Below are 18312 nucleotides of genomic sequence, written 5' to 3'. Positions count from 1 at the left end.
GGAGCGTGCGGAGCGAACAGGCAGCGGTGGCGCCGTTGCTGCTGTGGTCCCTGGTCGCGGTGCCGTTGCTCGCGGGCGGGCTGCTCGCGGCGACCGGGCGGCGCGCGGACCGGGCCGCTCCCGCCGTCGGTGTCCTCGTCGCCGCCGGCGTGCTGGCACTCGCGATCGCCGCGGCGTTCGCACGCCCGGTCGTCGAGGCGCCGCTGGTGGCCGGGATCCGTGCCGGGCTGGCCGTCGACGACCTGTCGGCGCTGATGGTCGTCACGGTCGCGGGCGCGACGCTGGCCGTACTCGTCTTCGCGGCGGGCGAGGCGGAGCTGCGCACCGCGCGGTTCGTCGGGTTCGTGCTGCTGTTCGCCGGCGCGATGCTGGTGACCGTCACCGCGACGACGCTGGCCGTGCTGCTCATGGCGTGGGAGGTGATGGGCGCGATGAGCTGGGCGCTCATCGCGTACCACTGGCGGGAGCCGGACTCGGTGCGTGCGGGGCACACCGCGTTCCTCACCACCCGGCTCGCCGACGTCGGGCTCTACGTCGCTGCCGGGGCCGCGCTCGCCGGAGGGGTCGGGTCGCTGGCGCTCGCCGAGCTGCCCGCTGCCGGTGGGCCGTGGCTGCACGTCGTCACGGCCGGGGTGGTGCTCGCGGCCCTGGGCAAGTCGGCGCAGCTGCCGTTCAGCTTCTGGCTGTCGCAGGCGATGCGCGGGCCGAGCCCGGTGTCGGCGCTGCTGCACTCGGCGACGATGGTGGCGGCCGGGGCGTACCTGCTGCTCCGCCTGGTACCGCTGCTGGAGGTGAGCGGCTGGGCCGGCCCGCTCGTGGCGTGGATCGGAGCAGCGACGGCGTTGCTGCTGGGTCTGGTCGCGGTCGCGCAGACCGACCTCAAGCAGCTGCTCGCCGCCTCGACCTGTGCCCAGATCGGGTTCATGGTGCTTGCCGCGGGTGTCGGTGGCGTCGCGGGCGGCGCGCTGCAGCTGGTCGCCCACGCGGCCACCAAGAGCCTGCTCTTCCTCGCCGCCGGAGCGTGGCTCGTGGCGCTCGGCACGAAACGGTTGGACGGGCTGCGGGGTGCCGCGCGGCGGTTCCCGCTGGTCGGGGTCGCGTTCACGGTCGGCGCGGCGTCGCTGGCCGGTCTGCCGCCGCTGAGCCTGTGGCTGACCAAGGACGCGGTGCTCGCCGCGGTGCTCGAGCACGGCGGGGTCGTCCTGTACGTGGCAGGGCTCGCCGGAGCGGTCGTGTCGGCGGTGTACAGCGCGAAGGCGGTGTGGTTCGTCTGGCGGCCGGTACCGACCGGCTCTCCGGCCGTCGAGTCGGAGCCGGCGGGCCGGGTGAGCCTCCCGATGCGGATCCCGCTCGTCGCGCTGGCGGCGCTCGCCGCCACTCTCGGGTTGCTCCCACTGCTGACGAGCGGGGCGATCGCGGTGACGCCGCCGGCGGTGTGGGAGCTCGCCCTTTCCGCGGTGCTCGCCGTCGCCGCCGTGGCGCTCACGTGGCGGCTGACCACGCGCATCGGGGCCCCGCCTGCGCTGGCGTCGTGGCTCGGCGTGGAGCGCGCCGCGCACGCGGTGCTCGTCCGCCCCACCCTCGCTCTGGCCCACCTCCTCGCCCGCTTCGACGACCGCGTTCTGGACCGCTCCGTCGAGGGGGCGGCACGAGCAACCGGGACGGTGGCCCGAGCACTGGACCGTCGCGGAGAGCCGTCGATCGACGGCACGGTCCGCGCGATCGCCGTCGGTGCCCGGTCCTTGGGCCGCCTCGCCCGGCGCCCGCAGACCGGGCAGATCCACCAGTACTACGCCCAGGCCGCCGCAGTGCTGGCAGTGCTGGCGCTGTTCCTGATCGTCGTGAGGTGAACGTCGTGTTGTCGGTGATCGTGTTCCTGCCCGCGGCGCTCGCCGCGGTGCTGCTGGTGGTGCCGGCCACAGCGCCGCGCCGGGTCTTCACCGGGGCGTGGGTCGCGGTCAGCGCGGTGGACCTGGCGCTGGTGCTCGCCGTCTGGCTGGGTCTCGACCCCGGCGGCGGAATGCAGTTCGCGCAGCAGGTGCCGTGGATCCCCAGTGCCGGGATCTCCTACCACGTCGGCGTCGACGGGCTGTCGCTCCCGCTGGTCGCGCTGACCGCGGTGCTCTTCATGGCGTGCGCGGTGTTCGCGTTGCGCGAGACCCGCCGGGTGAAGTCCTACGTCACGCTGTTCCTCGGGCTGCAGAGCGTCTGCCTCGGGCTGTTCGTCGCGCTGGACCTGATCCTGTTCTTCCTGTTCTTCGACCTGTCGATCGTGTTCATGTACTTCGTCATCGCCGGCTGGGGGCACGGGGAGCGGGCGCGGGCGGCGGCGCTCAAGTTCTTCCTCTACACGTTCCTCGGGTCGCTGGCGCTGTTGCTCGGGTTCATCCTGCTCTACCTCGCCGCCGAGCCGCACACGTTCGACATCGTCGAGCTCACGGCGGCGAACCCGCTGGCCGGCGGGGGCGTCTACGCGGCGCTGACGTTGCTCGCGATCGGCGTCGGGCTCGCGGTGAAGACACCCACGGTGCCGTTCCACACCTGGCTCCCCCCGGCGCACACCGAGGCGCCCGCCACCGGGTCGGCGATCCTCGCCGGGATCCTGCTGAAGATGGGCACGTACGGTTTCGTGCGGATCGCGATGCCGATCCTTCCTGAGACCTGGCGGCAGTACGCCATGGTCGCGGTGGTGGTCGGCGTGGTGTCCGTGGTGTACGGCGCGCTCGTCGCGCTGGCCCAGAGCGATCTCAAGCGCATGGTCGCCTACACCTCGGTCAATCACATGGGGTACGTGGTCCTCGGGGTGGGTGCGGCCGGGATCCTGGCCGGCACCGACGAGCAGGCCCGCCAGCTGGCCACCACGGGCGCGGTGACGCAGATGGTCGCCCACGGGCTGATCACCGGCGCGCTGTTCCTGCTCAGCGGCGTCCTCTACGACCGCGGCCGCACCTACGACATGAGCGCCTACTCCGGGCTCGCTGCTCGGACACCGGTGTTCGCGGCCGTGTTCGCGGTTGCCGCGTTCGCCTCACTGGGGCTGCCCGGGTTCGCCGGGTTCATCGCCGAGTTCCAGATCTTCACCGGAGCGCTGTCGTCCGCGCCGGTACCCACCGCGATCGCGGTGACCGGCATCCTGATCACCGCGGGGCTGTTCCTCCTGGCGCTGCAGCGGCTGTTCCTGGGCCCGCTGCGTACCCCCGACGCCCCCGGAACTCCCCGGCCGTTCGCGGACCTGCATGCGAGCGAGATCGTCGCGATCGTCCCGCTGCTCGCGCTCGCCACCGTCATCGGCGTGCTGCCCCGGTTCCTGCTCGACGTCATCGAACCGGCGTCCCGGGCGCTGGTGGAGCTCGTCGCGCGATGACCGGCATGCAGATGATGAACGAGAATCCCGGGGCGCTGGTCCCGGAGCTGCTGCTGCTCGGCGGTGCGGTGTTCGGGCTGCTGCTCGGCGCATGGCTGCCCCGGCACCGGCAGTGGCTCGTGCGTCTGCTGGCCGCCGTGGCGGCGCTCGCCGGACTCGCCGCCACCGCCGCCGCGGCGACCCGGCCCGACGAGATCGTGTTCGGCACCAGCTACGCCGTGGACACCCTCACCCACGCGACGCGGGCCATCGTGCTCGTCGCGGTGCTGGTGGCGCTCGCACTGTCGGTCGACGCCACGGCCGGGCACCGCCGCGAGACCGAGTTCGTGGTCCTGCTGCAGCTCGGCGCCCTGGGCACGGTCTTGCTCGGCGGCGCGAACGACCTGTTGCTGCTGTTCGCCGCGTTCCTGCTGGCCAGCATCCCGTTCTACGCCCTCGCCGGCTGGGACAAGCGCGCGCTGAGCACCGAAGCGGCGATGAAGTACTACCTGTCCGGGGCGTTCCTCGGCGTCGCCATGCTCACCGGCACCGCGATCCTCTACGGCGTCGGCCGCTCCACCGCCTACGGCCCCCTGCGCGAGGGCCTCGCGGTCGCCCCGGTGGCGGCAGCGGGCGTGGGCTTGGTCGCCGTGCTCGCCGGGCTGCTGTTCAAGGTCGGCGCCGTCCCGGGCCACTTCTGGGTACCGGACGTCACTGACGGCACCCCGGCACCCGTGGCCGCGATCGTCACCACGATCCCCAAGATCGGCGGACTCGTCGCGATCTACCGGCTGCTGCTCGTCGCCGTCCCCGCGGATGCGCTGGACTGGCCGCTGCTGGTCGCCGTCCTCGCCGCGGTGTCGATGACGCTGGGCAACCTCGCCGCGTTCTTCCAGACCACCGTGCAACGCCTGCTCGCCTACTCGACGATCAGCCAGGTCGGCTACCTGCTGGTGGTCGTCGCCGTCGCAGGTCGGGCCGAGCTCGCGCAACCGGCCCTGCTATTCTACCTCGCCGGCTACGCCATCACGAACCTCGGCGCGTTCGCCGTGGTCGCCGAGCTCCCCCACGCTCGCAGGCTCGAGGACTACCGGGGTATGGCCCGACGCCATCCCGGGCTCGCCGTCGCTCTCGCCGTCTGCCTCTTCGGGCTGATCGGGACACCGCCCACCGCGGTGTTCGTCGGCAAGCTGACGGCGTTCACCGCCGCGGTCGACGGTGGGTTCGCCTGGCTCGCGGTCCTCGCCATCGTCAACACGGTCGCCAGCGTCTTCTACTACCTGCGCTGGATCGCGCCGGTGTTCCGGCGAGCGGACGAGTCGGCACCGGCGTCGCTCCTGGAACCGGCCGGAATGTGGTCGGCCATCGGCGCCTACGTCTGCGCGGGCCTCACCGTGCTGCTCGGCGTACTGGCGGGTGTCGTTCTGCCGCTGCTGGAGGGACCGCCGACGTCGTGAACGTCGCACTGTCTACCGCGTCCATCCAGCAGCAGTCGACTCGCGGCGGTCCTCCATCCTGTGCTGGAGCGCGAGCGGGCCCCTCATGTCGCAGGCATCGGCGGTCGGACGACGAGATCCATGACCGGCGCCGCTGTGGGCGCGCTGGTGATCGCTCGAATCACAACGCGGCCGCAGTCTCGCCCTGATTGCGCGGCGAAGCCCGAGTACGAGCGCCGAGGCGGGCAACGGCGCGAACCCGGCGACACGCGGCGTACTCGATCGGTGCTTGATCAGCTAATAGCCCCGTTGGCGCGAACACGAGCTTCTCCCATGCCACCGGACAGCGTGGTGATGGCGCCGGGATCGAGCGCGGTGGGGTGGTGGGCGAGCACGGCGTGGGGGTCGAGGTCGCTGCTCGCGTGCGGGCTGACGTGGACCGTGGCGGCGACGAGTTTGGGTACCTCGTGGAGCAGCTTGTGCTGGGTGACCGTGGCGATGTCGTGGGCGGCGACGACGTCGAGCGCGGGGTCGACGGCGATGGCGACCTCGGCGCGCACGCGGTGCCCGGTCCAGCGCAGCCGCAGTGCCTCGACGGCGAGCACGCCGGGGACGGCGCGGACGCTCGCTTCGGCGGTGTCGACGAGGTCCGGGTCGACGGCGTCCATGAGGCGGCGGTAGATGTCGGTGGCCGCGCCGCGGAGGACCACGAGGATCGCCACGGTGATCAGCAGACCGACGATCGGGTCGGCCAGCGGGAACCCGGCCATGACCCCGATCGCGGCGGCGACCACGGCGAGGGAGGTGAACCCGTCGGTGCGGGCGTGCAGGCCGTCGGCGACGAGCGCGGCCGATCCGATCCGGCGCCCCACCCGGATGCGGTAGACCGCGACGAGCTCGTTGCCGGCGAACCCGATCAGGCCGGCGGCGAGTACGACGCCCGGGCTGCTGATCGGTTGCGGGTCGAGGAGGCGTCTGATCGACTCGTAGCCGGCGACGACCGCGGACAGGGCGATCATCGCGACGATGAACACGCCGGCCAGGTCCTCGGCGCGCCCGTAACCGTAGGTGTAGCGGCGGGTGGCCGCCCGGCGTCCGAGGACGAAGGCGATCCACAGCGGCACGGCGGTGAGCGCGTCGGAGAAGTTGTGGATGGTGTCGGCGAGCAGCGCCGTCGAGCCGGACAGGATCACCACGACCAGCTGGGCGAGTGCGGTCACCGCGAGCACGACGAGGCTGATCTTCAGTGCCCGGATGCCTTCCGTGCTGGCGGCCAGCTCCGGGTCCACCGAGTCGGCGGCGTCGTGGCTGTGCGGCCGCAGTACATGTCGGACCCGCCCCCAGAGGGACCGCTCCTGGTTATGGCCGTGGCCGTGGCGTGGCGGCGTCGTGGTCATGCGCGGTCTCCGCTCGGTCGTTGTCGCCGGCCCCGCTTCCGCGCGGGATCCACACCTGGCACCATACGTGCTTATGTACGCACGCGACGACAGTGCAAGTGCGCACCACTGGCAGGAGCTGCCGGGCGAGGATCACGTCGCGGTGGCCGCGCAGGCGTTCCGGCTGCTGGCCGACCCGACGCGGCTGAGGGTGCTGTGGTTGCTGTGCGGGGGCGACAGCGATGTCAGCACTCTCGCCCGGCGGGTCGAGGTCGCTCGGCCCGCGGTGTCCCAGCACCTGGCCAAGCTCCGCTTGGCAGGGCTGGTCGCGACCCGGCGCGACGGGCGGCGCGTGGTCTACCGGGCGCGGGGCGGACACGTGCGGCGGTTGCTCGGAGAGGCGATCGAGGCGGCCGACCACCATCTGACCGGGGTGCCCGATCACCACTGACCGGCAGGTGCGCGACTTGTCGGTTGCCCCTGCCAGGATCGGCCGCATGAGCGAGGCAGCTGTGATCTCCGCCTACTGGGACGCCGCCGCGCCCGGCTTCGACGACGAGCCGGACCACGGTCTGCGCGACCAGAAGACTCGCGAGGCGTGGTCGGCTCTGCTGGACGCATGGCTGCCGCCCGCTCCCGCGGCTGTGCTGGATGTGGGCTGCGGCACGGGGTCGCTGTCGGCGCTCCTGGCCGAGGCGGGGCATCGTGTCACCGGCGTCGACCTGTCCCCGCGAATGGTCGAGCAGGCCCGGGCGAAGCTCGCGGCCCGTGATCTTCCCGGCCGTTTCCTCGTCGGCGACGCCGCGGCGCCACCCACCGGGAACGAGCGGTTCGACGTCCTGCTCGCCCGCCACCTGCTGTGGACGCTGCCCGACCCGCCGGCCGCACTGCGCGAATGGGTCACCCGCGTCCGCCCGACCGGCACCCTCGTCCTGGTCGAGGGGCGCTGGCGCGAGGCCGGCCAGACCGGCGTGCCGTACGTCGCGGGCGCGGAGACGCTGCCCTGGCACCAGGGGATCGCCGCCGAGGACCTCGCGGCGGTCGTACGCCCCCTCGTCACCGAGCTGCGCACCGTTCCCCTCGACAACGCCGCCTTGTGGGGCAAGCATGTCACCGACGAACGCTTCGCCCTCCTCGCTCGGACCTGATACCCGAGATGCTCTCAGCCCTCTCACAGGGCCGCGGGCGCACCATCTCGCGGGTATGCGGCCCATCGATGGCGGAAGGAGGCCCCGTGCCAGGTAGCGCACCTCGGACGGTCGGGCTCCCGCTGCTGGCCGTCGCCGCGGCCGGCACGGTCGTCGCGGCTGTGGCGATGGACCTGCTCGCCGACGAGCACCCCTCGCACACCGCAGCGGTCGGGCTGGTCGCCGTCGTCGTGGCCGTCCTGCGGTTGACCCTCGCCGACCGCTACGAAGGCGTGTTCTCCGCGGTGAGTGGCGCACTGGTCGCGCAACCAGCGCTGCACGCGACGTCGAAGATCGGCAGCGGCGGCGGGGACCACCACCCCGCCGGGCTCCTCCACGTGATCGCCAGCGACGGCCCGGCCACCGCGATGCAGGTCCTCGTGCCGGCGCTCATCGTCATCGCAGTCACCTTCTCCACGCAGTTCCTGAAGCTGATCGGCGGTGCACTGCGCCGTCCGCTCCGACTGCTCCCCACCTCCCCTCCGGCTGATCAGCGCGCCGTCCGGATCAGCGTCCGAAGCCAGCCACGAGGTGTGGCGCTGAGATCGTGTGGATGGGCGATACGGGCGGCCCGGCGCGGGCCGCCGCCGCTGACGGCACCCGCACACGCGTAGCCGCGCGACCTTCCCGGTTCGCTGCGCCGCGAGTTCCGCGGGCGCCACTCCTGCACATCCCACCCCACCTGCCGCAGCTTCCGCCTCCGCTCGCACTCCGAGGCAGGGGCGGTCGGCAGCCAGTCGGCGCTCCGCACTGCGGATTCGCCGCATGAGGAGTTCAGCGTGTCCGTGAACGAAGTCGACACCCGTCCACTGGCGATGGTCACCGGCGCCTCTCGAGGCATCGGCCAGGCCATCGCCACCGAACTGTCCACCGATCACGACGTCCTGCTCGGCGGACGCGACCGCGAGGCCCTGTCGAGGACGGCCGCCGGCTGCGGCGGCCGCGCGTGGCCGGTCGATCTGACCGATCAACAAGCTCTGCGAGCCGCGACCCGCGACATCCACCGGCTGGACGTCCTGGTGCACAACGCGGCCATCTGGTCCGCGGGCCCGGTGGCCGACACGGCGACGAACGCCTGGCGGGAGATGTTCGAGGTGAACGTGTTCGCCGTGGTGGAACTGACTCGGCTCCTCCTTCCGGCACTGCGGGTCGCCCAGGGTCACGTGGTGCTCATCAACTCCACAGTGAATGCGAGCATGGCCGCGGGACAGGGCGCTTACGCGGCGTCGAAATCCGCGCTCCACGCCTTCGGGGACGTGTTGCGCAGCGAAGAGCAGCAGCACGGTCTGCGGGTCACATCGATCCAACTCGGGCGCACGGACACCGACCTGCAGCGCGCCGTGCGCGCCACCGAGACCGGCCCCTACGAGCCGCACCGGTACTTGCGGACCGCCGACGTCGCCGACGTCATCCGAGCGATCATCAATGCGCCGACGAGGGCGCCGATCTTCGATCTCGTCGTCCGACCGTCCATGCCTGCGACGTAGCGGACCACGACCGATCGACACGGGCACAGCGAGCACCTCGGACGTCTGCGACTTGTAGTGCGACGTCTTGTAGAAGTTGATGGAGGAGGTGGGTATGCGCGCTGTGCTGGCGCCGTGCGCTCCACCCCGTCGGATGCTGTTTCCTGAGGGGCCGAACCGGGACTGGCCGGGTCGGCCGGATGCGGCTCGACCACCCGCGCCCACACCGCCTCGTAGTGCGGCGGAAGGTTGACCGGCCGGCTCATCCGGCGGCCAGCTCGCGCACGGTGCGGACGCTCCAGTCGATCGGGTCGGCCGGGATCTGGGCGGCATGGGTGATGAAACTCGACCGTGCCGAGCGGGGCGGGCAGCGGCAGGTTGAGGCTGCCCCGGTGCGCGGACATTTTCTGCAGCGCCCGGGCGACCCGGGCTGGTCGTCCGCCAGAGCGACGGGCCGCTAGACCCGGCCCTGCTGCGGCGGGCGACGGCCGACGTCACCCGGCGGCACGACATCCTGCGGATCTCCGTCCGGACCGCCGGCTCGGACGCGGTGCTCAACGTCCATACCGACCTCGAGCCGGACGTCCGAGTCGCCGACCTGATTGGTTGCCCGCAGGCCGAGCAAGACGCGTACGTCTCCGGACTGGTGTCCGGCGAGCGGCGGCGAGCGTACCGGCGGGCCGAGCCGCCGCTGTGGAGCGCGCACCTGGTCCGGCTCTCACCGGTCCGCTACCTGCTTATCCTCGGCGTCTGCCACCTGCTGCTGACGGATGGTCGGCCAACGTGTTGTTCGAGGAGATGTTTCGGTGCGTACGCGGCCCGGTCCGGCGGCCCGTGCTGCCGACCGTGCCAATGGACCTGCCGGTGGTGACCGCGGCGCAGCGAGCCGACCTGCGCCGCTTCGCGCACCGGGTCGACCTTCGGCAGGCGGTACCGGGTCCATTTTCCGGTACCGAACCGGGTCTCGCACTCGCCGGGCTAGCCGTAGGCGGGGTCGGTCAGGTAGAGACGGTAGAGACAGCCGAACGACTGGCTGGCGATGTGCGGCGCTACGGCTCAAAGTGACATCATCACCCGCACCAACATCGCGTCGCCGCTGCTCAGGTCAGGTTCTGACTCGACGCTGAGAATTGCGCAGCAGGCCGTATCAAAATTCGCATCTGATCAATTACGCGCCACTTACAGCGAGATATGCCAGAAGCGATGCTTCTGGCGCCGCGCCGCTGGCGTCTTTGTGCGGAACGGGGGCGTTCCTTGGCAGCGCGTGAGTGGCGGGGGGCGGCTGAGATCGCCGATGCTTTCGATCACGGCAACGGTGAGCTGATCAAAGAGGGTAATCGTTGACCACGGATCGGCAGCGCGGGCGTGGTCGCATCTCGCACTGTGAAGCGTGGCGCGGAGGATCGACCGAGTCGCCGGCGCCGGGTACGGAGCGAAGTGCCTCGTCAGCGGCAAGTCGTGGTGCGGTTCTCCGAATCGGAGTTGCTGGTGGTTCGGGAGCGGGCGGCACTGGCGGGTCTCGCGGTGGGCGCGTGGATCGGAGAGACGGTGCTCGACGTCGCGCGGCGCGGCGAGGTCTCATCTGTCGAGCTTCCGGATTTGCTGCGGTTGCACGCGGACGCGGTCCTCGTGCAGCAGACCGCAACGGGGGATGTGCGTGCCGATGAGGAGGTTCGCCGTCTCCTTGCGCGGTTGGACGCGGTCGTCGATGTGGTGGTCGCGCAGTTCGAGCGAGGCCGCCTGTGATCACCAAAGTGGTGCACGGGTGGCGCGTCGGCGGGCTGGTCGCCTATCTGATGGGGCCGGGGCGGGCGCAGGAGCACGTGCGCCCGCGGATCGTGGCTAGTTGGGACGGGCGGGACTCGGGGTGGCAGCCGCAGCAGAACGGGGCCAGCGAGTTCGATCTGGAGCTGGGCCCGCTCATCCGGGCTCTGCGGGCGCCGGCTGTCGCCGCTGGGTTGCCCGAGAGCGACGGGGAAGGCAAACGCGGGTACGTGTGGCACTGCTCGGCGCGGGTGGCAGCGGGGGACCGGGAGCTGTCGGACGCGCAGTGGGCGTCGATCGCGCGTGAGCTGCTCGATGGAGCCGGGGTCGCGGCGCGCGGGGATGCGGGTGGGCCGCGGTGGGTGGCGATCCGACATGCCGATGCCCACATCCACATCGCGGTCGTGCTGGTGCGGCAGGACACGTGCCGCCGGTTCTGGCCGTCGCGGGACTATCCGCGGTTGCGGGAGGCGGCGCAGCGGATCGAGCGGCGGCTGGGGCTGACTCTGACGGCGTCGGCGGACGGGACGGCGGCGCGGGCGCCGGGGCGTGGGGAGCTGGAGAAGGCGCGCCGGCAGGGGCGAGAACCGGCGCGGGTCGAGCTGGCGCGCGTGGTCCGCAGCGCCGCGGTGGCATCCAATGGCGCCGAGGAGTTCATCTCGGCATTGCAGGAGGCCGGGTATCTGGTGGAGCTGCGGCGAGCGCCGTCGGGTGACCCGCTGGGTTACAAGGTCGCGCGCGGCGGAGATGTGACGGCGTCGGGCGCCCCGGTGTTCTACAGCGGGAGCAAGCTCGCGCCGGACCTGTCGTTGCCGCGGTTGATGCGGGCGTGGGACGAATCGGCGAAGGGGTCGGACTCGGCTGCGCCTGTGGAGGCCGCGCGGCGGCGAGTGGAGGGTGCCCGGGCTGCAGTAGGCGCGGCGCGACGGGGGCAGGGCGGCGAGGACGTCGACGGCATCGCGCATGCGACGCGAGACGTGCTGACCGCGATGACGGGCTGGTCGGGCGAGCTGGATGCAGCGGCGGAGGCGTTCGATCGGGCTGCGCGGCCGCCCCGGGGCAGCACGGCAGCGTCAGGTCCGTCGGCGGTGGGGCTGCGTCGAGTTGCGAGGCAGTTGGTGCGGCAGCGGCGGATGCTCGGGGTCTCGCACGAGCCGGGCGCGGCGGCGGTGGCTTTGGCGGTGGCGTTGACGGCGTTGCTGCGCGAGATCGCTGCCTGGCAGCGTGAACGCGGCCGTGAGCATCAGTCGTCGGCGGCTCGGACGGCCGCCGACACTCTCGGCCGATGGACGGCCATGGCGGCGCCCTCGACGAGTGGCTCGTTGCTCGACCACGGATTCGCAGCACCTCGACCACAGCTCGACCGTCCGGGCCGGCGACGCTCTGACCAGCCGCGCGGCTGACGGTCGCGCTCGGGCCGGTCGGAGGCGGAGAGGATGCAGCGAAATCGCCAGGCCGTCAGCGTGATCGTCTCGCTGGTGGGTCTGCAGGACACGAGGGTGGCCGCGCACCGGCCGGGTACCGACGGTGCCGCGGTCAGCGTGCGCGTCGGTGGGGCGCTGGTCTACATGCACGACGCTGCCACGGTGTCGCTCGTGGCCCGGACGTGGAACGACATGGACCGCCAGGCGCTTCTGCTGCCTCGCGAAGGCGACACCAGACGGGTCACGCCGGTCCGGGGCGTGGCCGAACCTGCAGTGATGGTCGAGATGGCCAGCTGTCCACCGGTGTTCGCCCGCCTGGAACGCCCGGTGGGGAAGAACAGCTATCTGCGCGTCTCGACGGGGCGGGTGCTGTTCGATGTGCGCGACCTGCCCGCCTTTCGGTCGACGCTGCTGGCGTTTCGCCGAGCCGAGGAGGTCGCGGCCACCACGTTCCTGCCCAGGCCGACCCAAACCGCTCGTGAGCGGGCCGCGAGCACGGCCGCGCGGGCGTTCACCGCACCGGCCGGGCCGCGGCGCCGCACAGCTTCGGCTGGCCGATCCGCGGGGGTGACGACTCCGGCGGGGCCCAGGACAGCGACATCTGCAGAAAGGGCCATGTGATGACCGCCCCTGACTACCCGCTGCTGACGATGGGCAGCTACGAGACTTACCAGCTGGCCCACATCGCCACCTACATCGCCGAGCGGCTCGCCCGGCACCGGGCAAGCCGCCGCGGGCGCGAGGGCCGCGCGACGCGGGCTAGCGCGGTGCGTGACCTGGCTGCGGCAGCCACAGCCCTGGACGCCGCGGTCGGTGCGACCGTCCCAACGGCAGTCGGCCAACTGCCCCGTCCGCTCGACATGGCCGCGTACTCGACGGCCCGCGGGCTGATCAGCTCCGGGCCGCGATCGGCTGACGTCGTGTCGATGGCCGGCGCTGGGGGAGAGAGCTGGGCAGTGGTCGGACAGGTGCCGGGGATCGGCCCGGTGGGTGCCGCGGTCGGGACCCGGGAGCTGGCCGACGCATTGCGCGTGCACATGCTGACGAGGCCGGCGGCGGAGCTCACGCCGTGGGCTGTGAACGAAGAGCGCGTCACGGTCCCGACGCTGCCCCGACAGGTCGACCTGGCCGCATTCGTGGAACATCTCGACCCCGACCAGGCCGACGACCGCGCGATCGCCCGGGCGTTGCGGGGCGTGAACCGCCGCACCGATGCCGCGATCCGAGGCCGCTTCCGCGGCATCGACCTCGATGCACCACCCATCGTTCAGCCTCCAGCGCCGGCCCAGCCGACGGCCTCGGCTCCGGTCCCCAGGCCGACCCGATCGGCGGCGCGGTCGGCGCCGCGCCGGTCGACACGCCTATGGGGCATTCAGAAGCCCGCGGCCGCGCCGACGGTGCCGAACACCAGCGCCGGACCGTAGGGAACGACCGCGCCTCGAGTACCGGTGCCGACGATGACGGCTGTGACACCTATCAGGAGCACCACCTGCGACAACCCGCCGAGGAGAGCGCCCTGGTGGCCGAGCACGATGGTGAGTGTGGGGATGAGCTTGATGTCGCCCCACCCGAGGGCGTTGCCGGCCACCACTATCACCGCCGCGGCGAGGCCGGCGGCTATGACTGCGATGGCGATGGCGCGCATACCGATGCCTCCTGACGCGGCCGCTGCCAACGCAGTCGCGCCCAGCAGCGGTCCAGTGAGGTGGTCGGGTAGCCGGCCCTCGTAGGCGTCGACGACGGCGGCGGACGGGCCGAGGACCAGGAGCGGTAGCAGGACCAGTGGCGGCGACTCGTGCAGGACGAGCGCGGCGAGGACGCCGATGGCGGTGGTGACCGCCGCGGTATCGCCGCAGCGGGGCCGCCACCGGGTGCGCATCGTGTGCGCGGCCAGAAGGAGTGTGAACGGGCCCATGACCGCGGCGATGGTCGCCGCAGTGATCGGGTCGCTCGTCATGGCCGGGGTCGTCTCGGTCCGGCGGGGAGCAACTCGTTGAGGACGGCGAAGCTGTCGGGCGCGAGTTCTTCGGGGACGTCGAAGCCGCGGGCATCGAGCAGGACGGCCGCGTACAGCTCGAGTTCGGACCGGTTGTCCTCGGCGTGGGCGATGCGCATCAGGTCGGTGAGTGGGCGGTCGAAGGCGACGTCGATGTCGAGCGTCCGCGCCTGCTCGGCGGCACGGCGGGCCAGACCGGTGTCGCCGGTGGCGAGGGCGATGTCGACGAGTTCGTGGGCGGTGTCGATGATGAAGCCGGGGATCTGCAGGTCGTGGCGCTGGTCGTGGTTGTTGAGCCAGGCGTATCCACCGGGTCGCAGGGCAGCGAGCACCGGGCCGCGGATCAGGCCGAGGGCCGCTTCGTAGTCGGCGACCGCGTCGGGGTGACCAGCCTCGTGGCGGGCCTGCCCGCGTTTGCGGAGTCGCCGGAACAGGTCCCAGTCCAACAGGTGCCCACGTAGCCGGTAGGTGCTGTCGTTCTGCATGTCGCTGACGAACGGGGTGTCCGGGTTTCCGCCGAGCCCGCGGCCGGCCCAACGGCGAGCGCCGTAGAAGGCGTGCCGGACGGTTGCTGGACTGATCCGATGCCCGTCGGGCCACAGGTCGGTGGCGGCCTTCGCGGCAGTGACTCCGGCAGGATGCAGGCTCAGGTAGACCAGCACTTCCGCGAACCAGCTCGGCCGTGCCCGCGGGACCGTGCCGGGTGCACGGACGGTGGGCTCGCCGAGGATCGCGATCATCGGTACGGCCGGTGGCTCCGTGTTGTGCCAGGCGGCGAGGTCGTCGTCGAGGCGCGGGTCCTGGTGATCGACGATGGCGAGCCGGCGAACTGCCTCCGCGTCCACCTGCTGCTCGCGACGATGCGGGTCCACGAGCTCGGGCAGGGCGTCGTCCTCGTCGTCACCCTCTATCTCGTCGTCGTGGGCACCAGCTGCCGCCTCCGGACCGAGCGAACCGTCCTCGTCCATCCCCACAGCCCACGACTCCGTGCCCGCGGCCGGGCCGGCGGGGACGGGCGGGTCGGTGGTTGCGCCGAGCACGGCGGCCAGATGAGTGCCGGCGTTCTCGGTGAGCTGCACGGCCTGCCAAGGGCCATCGTTGACATCGGGGAGCTCGAGCAGACCGTCGTCACCGATGCGCAACTCCGAGTTGAGCGTGTCGAGGACGACGACGGCGACAGCGGCAACGCCGGGCTCCGCGTCGGCGAGGGCCTCGAGGCGTCTCCGGTCCTGTTCGGTGGGTTCGTGCCCGACCAGCAGCACGGTGGGAAGCCAGGAGTCCGCGGCGACGTTGCGCAGCCTCCCCTCGACGGCCGAGGCGACTTCCAGCCGCTCCAGTGCGGCGCGGGTGCTTGCGATGTGGTGCTCCATCTCGATGAGCGCGGTGTCCAGGTCGGGCAGCACGCGCAGTTGTTCCGGGTTGAGTGCAGGCAGCTCCTCGCCGAGCCCGACGAGCAGGACCTCGGTGTCCTCAGCGGTGCGGCTGGTGGCCAGCTCCGCAGCGATGTGGCGCAGCAATGCGACACAGCGTCCGCGGTGCCCGTTGATGCGCAGGACACCGCGCTGCTCGAGGTCGATCATCAGGGTGCGGTCGTCGTCCGTCGCCACCGACACCAGCGTCGGGAACGGCGCACAGCAGCCCTTCGCCTCCTCGGCGGGAACGGGGAGAGGGTCGTCGGCGTCCAGACCCCATTCGCCAGGTGCGCCGACGGCCACGAACGGGGCGGGGAGCGATGTCGAGCCCAGGAGCGTGACAAGCGCATCGGTGGACGTCAGACGCACCGAACGCAAGGCAGGAACGGTCATGCCCTCCCGTTCGGGATGGGTGAGCGATCGCAGCGCGAGGTCGAGGTGATGGGTCGTCGTAGTCGGCTCGGCCCGGGCTGCGGACCATTCGACGCGGCCGGATTCGTCGGCGGGGACGGCGATGCGGTGGCGGAATGGCCTGTGGCGCAGCTGGCGGCGTCGCCGCACAGCAAGCGCCGCGAGCACCCCGCCGAGGACCAAGGAAGACACAGCCATCGCAGCGATCGTCAGCTCTGGCCCGGCCTCACTCGCGTCGTCGGACCCAACAGGTGCTGCCGAGCCGGGCATGGGCGGTGGTGTGCTGGGGCTCGCCGTCGGGGCGGTGCCCGGTCGATCACCATTGGCGCCCGGCGTTACCGATGCCGGAAGTGGCGGTGCGCTCGTGCCTGCGGCCGGAGGCGGAGGCGTAGTTGGCGGGGAGGGTGGGGCAGCGTGCGCCGGAGGCTCGGGGAGAGCAAGAGCCCAGCCTGGGCGGAGAAGGTCGGGGTCGGTGAGCGCCTCACCGCCCGGTTGCCGGAGCGTGGCGTTGGCCTCGAAGAGCTCATGGGCACGGGCTGGGTCGCCGAGGTGCTCGGCGGCAAGCCCAGTCAGGGTGTCGTCCGGTTCAACCCGAACGACCTCGCGGGCATCGGCGGGCATGAGGAGCCGCCACCCGACGCCGAGCAATGACGCCTCGCTGAGGCGGTTGCCATCCGGCTGCACACGGCCGACGTTGAGGTCGTAGATCTCTCGCCATCGGAGTGGATCGCCCAGGGCTGTCTCGGCAATTCGCCACAGCGTGTCACGGGGTGCGACGACGTACTCCGGGCCGGACGGCTGCGAATCGACCGTGACCGGCGCGACCGCGGGGAGACCCGTCGGGACGTGATCGGATGCGACCGGATGAGGCGCAACGGTCGCGAGGGCTGCGCTCGGGGCGGCGATGGCCGTGCCGGATCCGAGCAACGCGGCGACAAGGGCGGCCGCGATGCTGCGGCCGAGGCGAAAGCCGGGAAGGTTGATCCGCGGTACCGGCCGATGGGTGATCGCGGTGGCCAGCTCCCCGATGATCGACACGGCCAGAACGAGCCACGCACAGGCGGCCACCAGCGCCAGGAAGCCCATGAGCAGGGTGCCATCATCCGGACGCAGGAGGAGGTCGGCGAGAGACGGATCCGCCGCCAGCACATGAGCGACCACCGGCTCGGTGAGCATCCAGAGTGCGATGGGAAGACCGACCAGGATTGCGGCCATGGCCGCTGCCGCGGCGATCGCGGACGTGACCCGGAAGAAAATTCTCATGTTGGCTCCCCGGCTGGTGGCACCGCGATCAGCACAGCTTCCGCAGCTCCTGTACTGGTGATCTCGGTGAGCCCGACGAGCCCGAGCAGAACCGTCGGGCGAGTGATCCGTGCCTCTACTCGGATCCGTTGGGCTGCCAGAACGGTCACCTGACCGGCTGCCCCGGCCGCGGCGAGGTGATCCTGAGCTGCGACGACAGCCGCACCACGGTCGACCATCGCCGTGCCACGCCGCAGCTGCCCTCTGTCCAGGGCCTGCCCAGCCGCCCGGGCCGCTTCTTCTGCGACGGCGTCGGCGGTCGCGAGGCCCTGCGCGGCCCGTACCCCGTCGACGCCCAGCCCGACGGCGACGAGCATCGCGATCAGTGCAACGGCCATCGGTGCGCTGATCGCTCCGCCACCCTGCTCGCCTGCGTATGGCCGGGTCATGGCCGCTCCCGCCACTGATCGATGGGGCTGACAGAGGTCGCCTCCACGACGCGGGTGCCAGGTGCACCCGGGAGGCCGAGATCGGCCCACCTGACCTCGCACCGCACGGTGGCCGTCACGGATGCGGACGCGCCGAGCGGGCGGGCGAACCCGCTGGTGTCGATCACGATGTCGAGTGCGGCGCAGCGGACGCCCTGCTGCGTCAGGCCGAGCTGGGCGGAGTCGTGGGCGGCCCTGTCCGCGGAGGCTGCGTCGCGCTGGAGGGACGCCGCACGTGCTGCCGATCGAGCGCTGTGGTCGGCAGCGGCTTCTGCGGCGACGAGCCGTCCGCCGGCGAGGGCGAACGCGATGAGCAGGCCGACGACGACGGCCAGCACGGCGGCCTCGACAGACGGGCTGCCGCCACGCTCGTCGGCGTTGATCGCAATCACGGTGTGATCCGTTCCAGCCGACCGACCGCATCCCGGGAGATCGCCAGCGGGACGCCGGGGATGAGCGAGAGCGCGGTTCCGGTGACGCGGACCCGCAGCACGCCGTCGTCGACGGTGGCGGTGACGGCGACATCGGTCAGGGTGCTGCCGCCGGCGCGGGCGAGGAACTCCTCCGCGTCGCGCCGAGCGGCATCGATCACTGGTTCGGCGGCGTAGTAGCGACCCGACCGCAGGCCGTCCTGCGCGGCGGTCAGGGCGAGCTGGCCGGCATAGAACAGTAGGGCGATCTGTACGACTGCAAGAATCAGCACCGTCAGGACGGTCCACAGCAACGCCATCTCGACGCTCGTGGCGCCACCCCGCTCGTCCACGGTC

General features: G+C 71.9%; 18 protein-coding genes. 12 read left to right on the top strand and 6 right to left on the bottom strand.

The window, feature by feature from the left end; all coding sequences use genetic code 11:
- The first annotated feature begins 5 nt into the window (after nucleotides 1–5).
- From FB558_RS27625 to FB558_RS27615, 3 genes are read left to right on the top strand one after another with little or no spacing between them, the layout of a single operon-like run.
- Entirely contained in the window at nucleotides 6–1850 is a 1845-nt protein-coding gene (locus FB558_RS27625; RefSeq protein ID WP_246106778.1) for an NADH-quinone oxidoreductase subunit 5 family protein, read from the top strand.
- A 5-nt stretch (nucleotides 1851–1855) separates the two neighbouring features.
- Nucleotides 1856–3364 (top strand): complex I subunit 4 family protein, encoded by a 1509-nt coding sequence (locus tag FB558_RS27620; RefSeq protein WP_211366946.1) that lies wholly within the window; start codon nucleotides 1856–1858, stop codon nucleotides 3362–3364.
- Nucleotides 3361–4800 (top strand): NADH-quinone oxidoreductase subunit N, encoded by a 1440-nt coding sequence (locus FB558_RS27615; protein ID WP_246106777.1) that lies wholly within the window; start codon nucleotides 3361–3363, stop codon nucleotides 4798–4800. Before FB558_RS27620 ends, FB558_RS27615 begins: the two co-directional genes overlap by 4 nt.
- Before the next feature lie 272 nt (nucleotides 4801–5072).
- Here FB558_RS27615 and FB558_RS27610 read toward each other — a convergent pair whose 3' ends face one another.
- Nucleotides 5073–6176: a cation diffusion facilitator family transporter gene (locus FB558_RS27610; RefSeq protein ID WP_142058257.1), complete on the bottom strand. Its 1104-nt coding sequence runs from the start codon at nucleotides 6174–6176 to the stop codon at nucleotides 5073–5075.
- Between the two features lie 73 nt (nucleotides 6177–6249).
- On the opposite strand from FB558_RS27610, the gene FB558_RS27605 reads away from it, so the two are divergent.
- From FB558_RS27605 to FB558_RS27565, 9 genes are all read left to right on the top strand, one after another.
- On the top strand, nucleotides 6250–6606 hold the full coding sequence (locus FB558_RS27605; protein ID WP_142058254.1) for an ArsR/SmtB family transcription factor: 357 nt from the start codon (nucleotides 6250–6252) through the stop codon (nucleotides 6604–6606).
- 46 nt (nucleotides 6607–6652) lie between these two features.
- Nucleotides 6653–7303, top strand: a complete 651-nt coding sequence (locus FB558_RS27600; RefSeq protein ID WP_142058252.1) for a class I SAM-dependent methyltransferase — start codon at nucleotides 6653–6655, stop codon at nucleotides 7301–7303.
- A gap of 86 nt (nucleotides 7304–7389) precedes the next feature.
- On the top strand, nucleotides 7390–7956 hold the full coding sequence (locus FB558_RS27595; protein WP_142058250.1) for a hypothetical protein: 567 nt from the start codon (nucleotides 7390–7392) through the stop codon (nucleotides 7954–7956).
- Between the two features lie 171 nt (nucleotides 7957–8127).
- Nucleotides 8128–8829, top strand: coding sequence for an SDR family oxidoreductase (locus tag FB558_RS27590; RefSeq protein ID WP_246106776.1), 702 nt, complete (start codon nucleotides 8128–8130; stop codon nucleotides 8827–8829).
- A gap of 409 nt (nucleotides 8830–9238) precedes the next feature.
- Nucleotides 9239–9679 carry a condensation domain-containing protein gene (locus FB558_RS45800; RefSeq protein ID WP_142059176.1) on the top strand — a complete coding sequence of 147 codons (441 nt, stop codon included), beginning with the start codon at nucleotides 9239–9241 and terminating at the stop codon, nucleotides 9677–9679.
- 587 nt (nucleotides 9680–10266) lie between these two features.
- Nucleotides 10267–10554: a hypothetical protein gene (locus FB558_RS27580; RefSeq protein WP_142058248.1), complete on the top strand. Its 288-nt coding sequence runs from the start codon at nucleotides 10267–10269 to the stop codon at nucleotides 10552–10554.
- Entirely contained in the window at nucleotides 10551–11975 is a 1425-nt protein-coding gene (locus FB558_RS27575) for a relaxase/mobilization nuclease domain-containing protein (protein ID WP_142058246.1), read from the top strand. The genes FB558_RS27580 and FB558_RS27575 overlap by 4 nt, the downstream gene beginning before the upstream one ends.
- Before the next feature lie 60 nt (nucleotides 11976–12035).
- Nucleotides 12036–12617, top strand: a complete 582-nt coding sequence (locus FB558_RS27570) for a hypothetical protein (RefSeq protein ID WP_142058244.1) — start codon at nucleotides 12036–12038, stop codon at nucleotides 12615–12617.
- On the top strand, nucleotides 12617–13420 hold the full coding sequence (locus tag FB558_RS27565) for a hypothetical protein (RefSeq protein WP_142058242.1): 804 nt from the start codon (nucleotides 12617–12619) through the stop codon (nucleotides 13418–13420). Before FB558_RS27570 ends, FB558_RS27565 begins: the two co-directional genes overlap by 1 nt.
- On the opposite strand, the gene FB558_RS27560 is transcribed toward FB558_RS27565, so the two are convergent.
- From FB558_RS27560 to FB558_RS27540, 5 genes are read right to left on the bottom strand one after another with little or no spacing between them, the layout of a single operon-like run.
- Nucleotides 13369–13953, bottom strand: coding sequence for a prepilin peptidase (locus FB558_RS27560; protein WP_142058240.1), 585 nt, complete (start codon nucleotides 13951–13953; stop codon nucleotides 13369–13371). The genes FB558_RS27565 and FB558_RS27560 overlap by 52 nt on opposite strands.
- Nucleotides 13950–17078 (bottom strand): BTAD domain-containing putative transcriptional regulator, encoded by a 3129-nt coding sequence (locus tag FB558_RS27555; protein ID WP_142058238.1) that lies wholly within the window; start codon nucleotides 17076–17078, stop codon nucleotides 13950–13952. The genes FB558_RS27560 and FB558_RS27555 overlap by 4 nt, the downstream gene beginning before the upstream one ends.
- Nucleotides 17075–17506, bottom strand: a complete 432-nt coding sequence (locus tag FB558_RS27550; protein WP_142058236.1) for a hypothetical protein — start codon at nucleotides 17504–17506, stop codon at nucleotides 17075–17077. The genes FB558_RS27555 and FB558_RS27550 overlap by 4 nt, the downstream gene beginning before the upstream one ends.
- Complete coding sequence (locus FB558_RS27545; protein WP_211366875.1) at nucleotides 17503–17937, bottom strand: hypothetical protein; 435 nt, start codon at nucleotides 17935–17937, stop codon at nucleotides 17503–17505. Before FB558_RS27545 ends, FB558_RS27550 begins: the two co-directional genes overlap by 4 nt.
- Nucleotides 17934–18308: a TadE family protein gene (locus tag FB558_RS27540; RefSeq protein WP_142058234.1), complete on the bottom strand. Its 375-nt coding sequence runs from the start codon at nucleotides 18306–18308 to the stop codon at nucleotides 17934–17936. Before FB558_RS27540 ends, FB558_RS27545 begins: the two co-directional genes overlap by 4 nt.
- Nucleotides 18309–18312 lie beyond the last annotated feature (4 nt).

The organism is Pseudonocardia kunmingensis, assembly GCF_006716445.1.
GTDB lineage: Bacteria > Actinomycetota > Actinomycetes > Mycobacteriales > Pseudonocardiaceae > Pseudonocardia > Pseudonocardia kunmingensis.
Note: the sequence above shows the minus strand (reverse complement) of the source record. Positions and strands in the feature narration are given on the sequence as shown.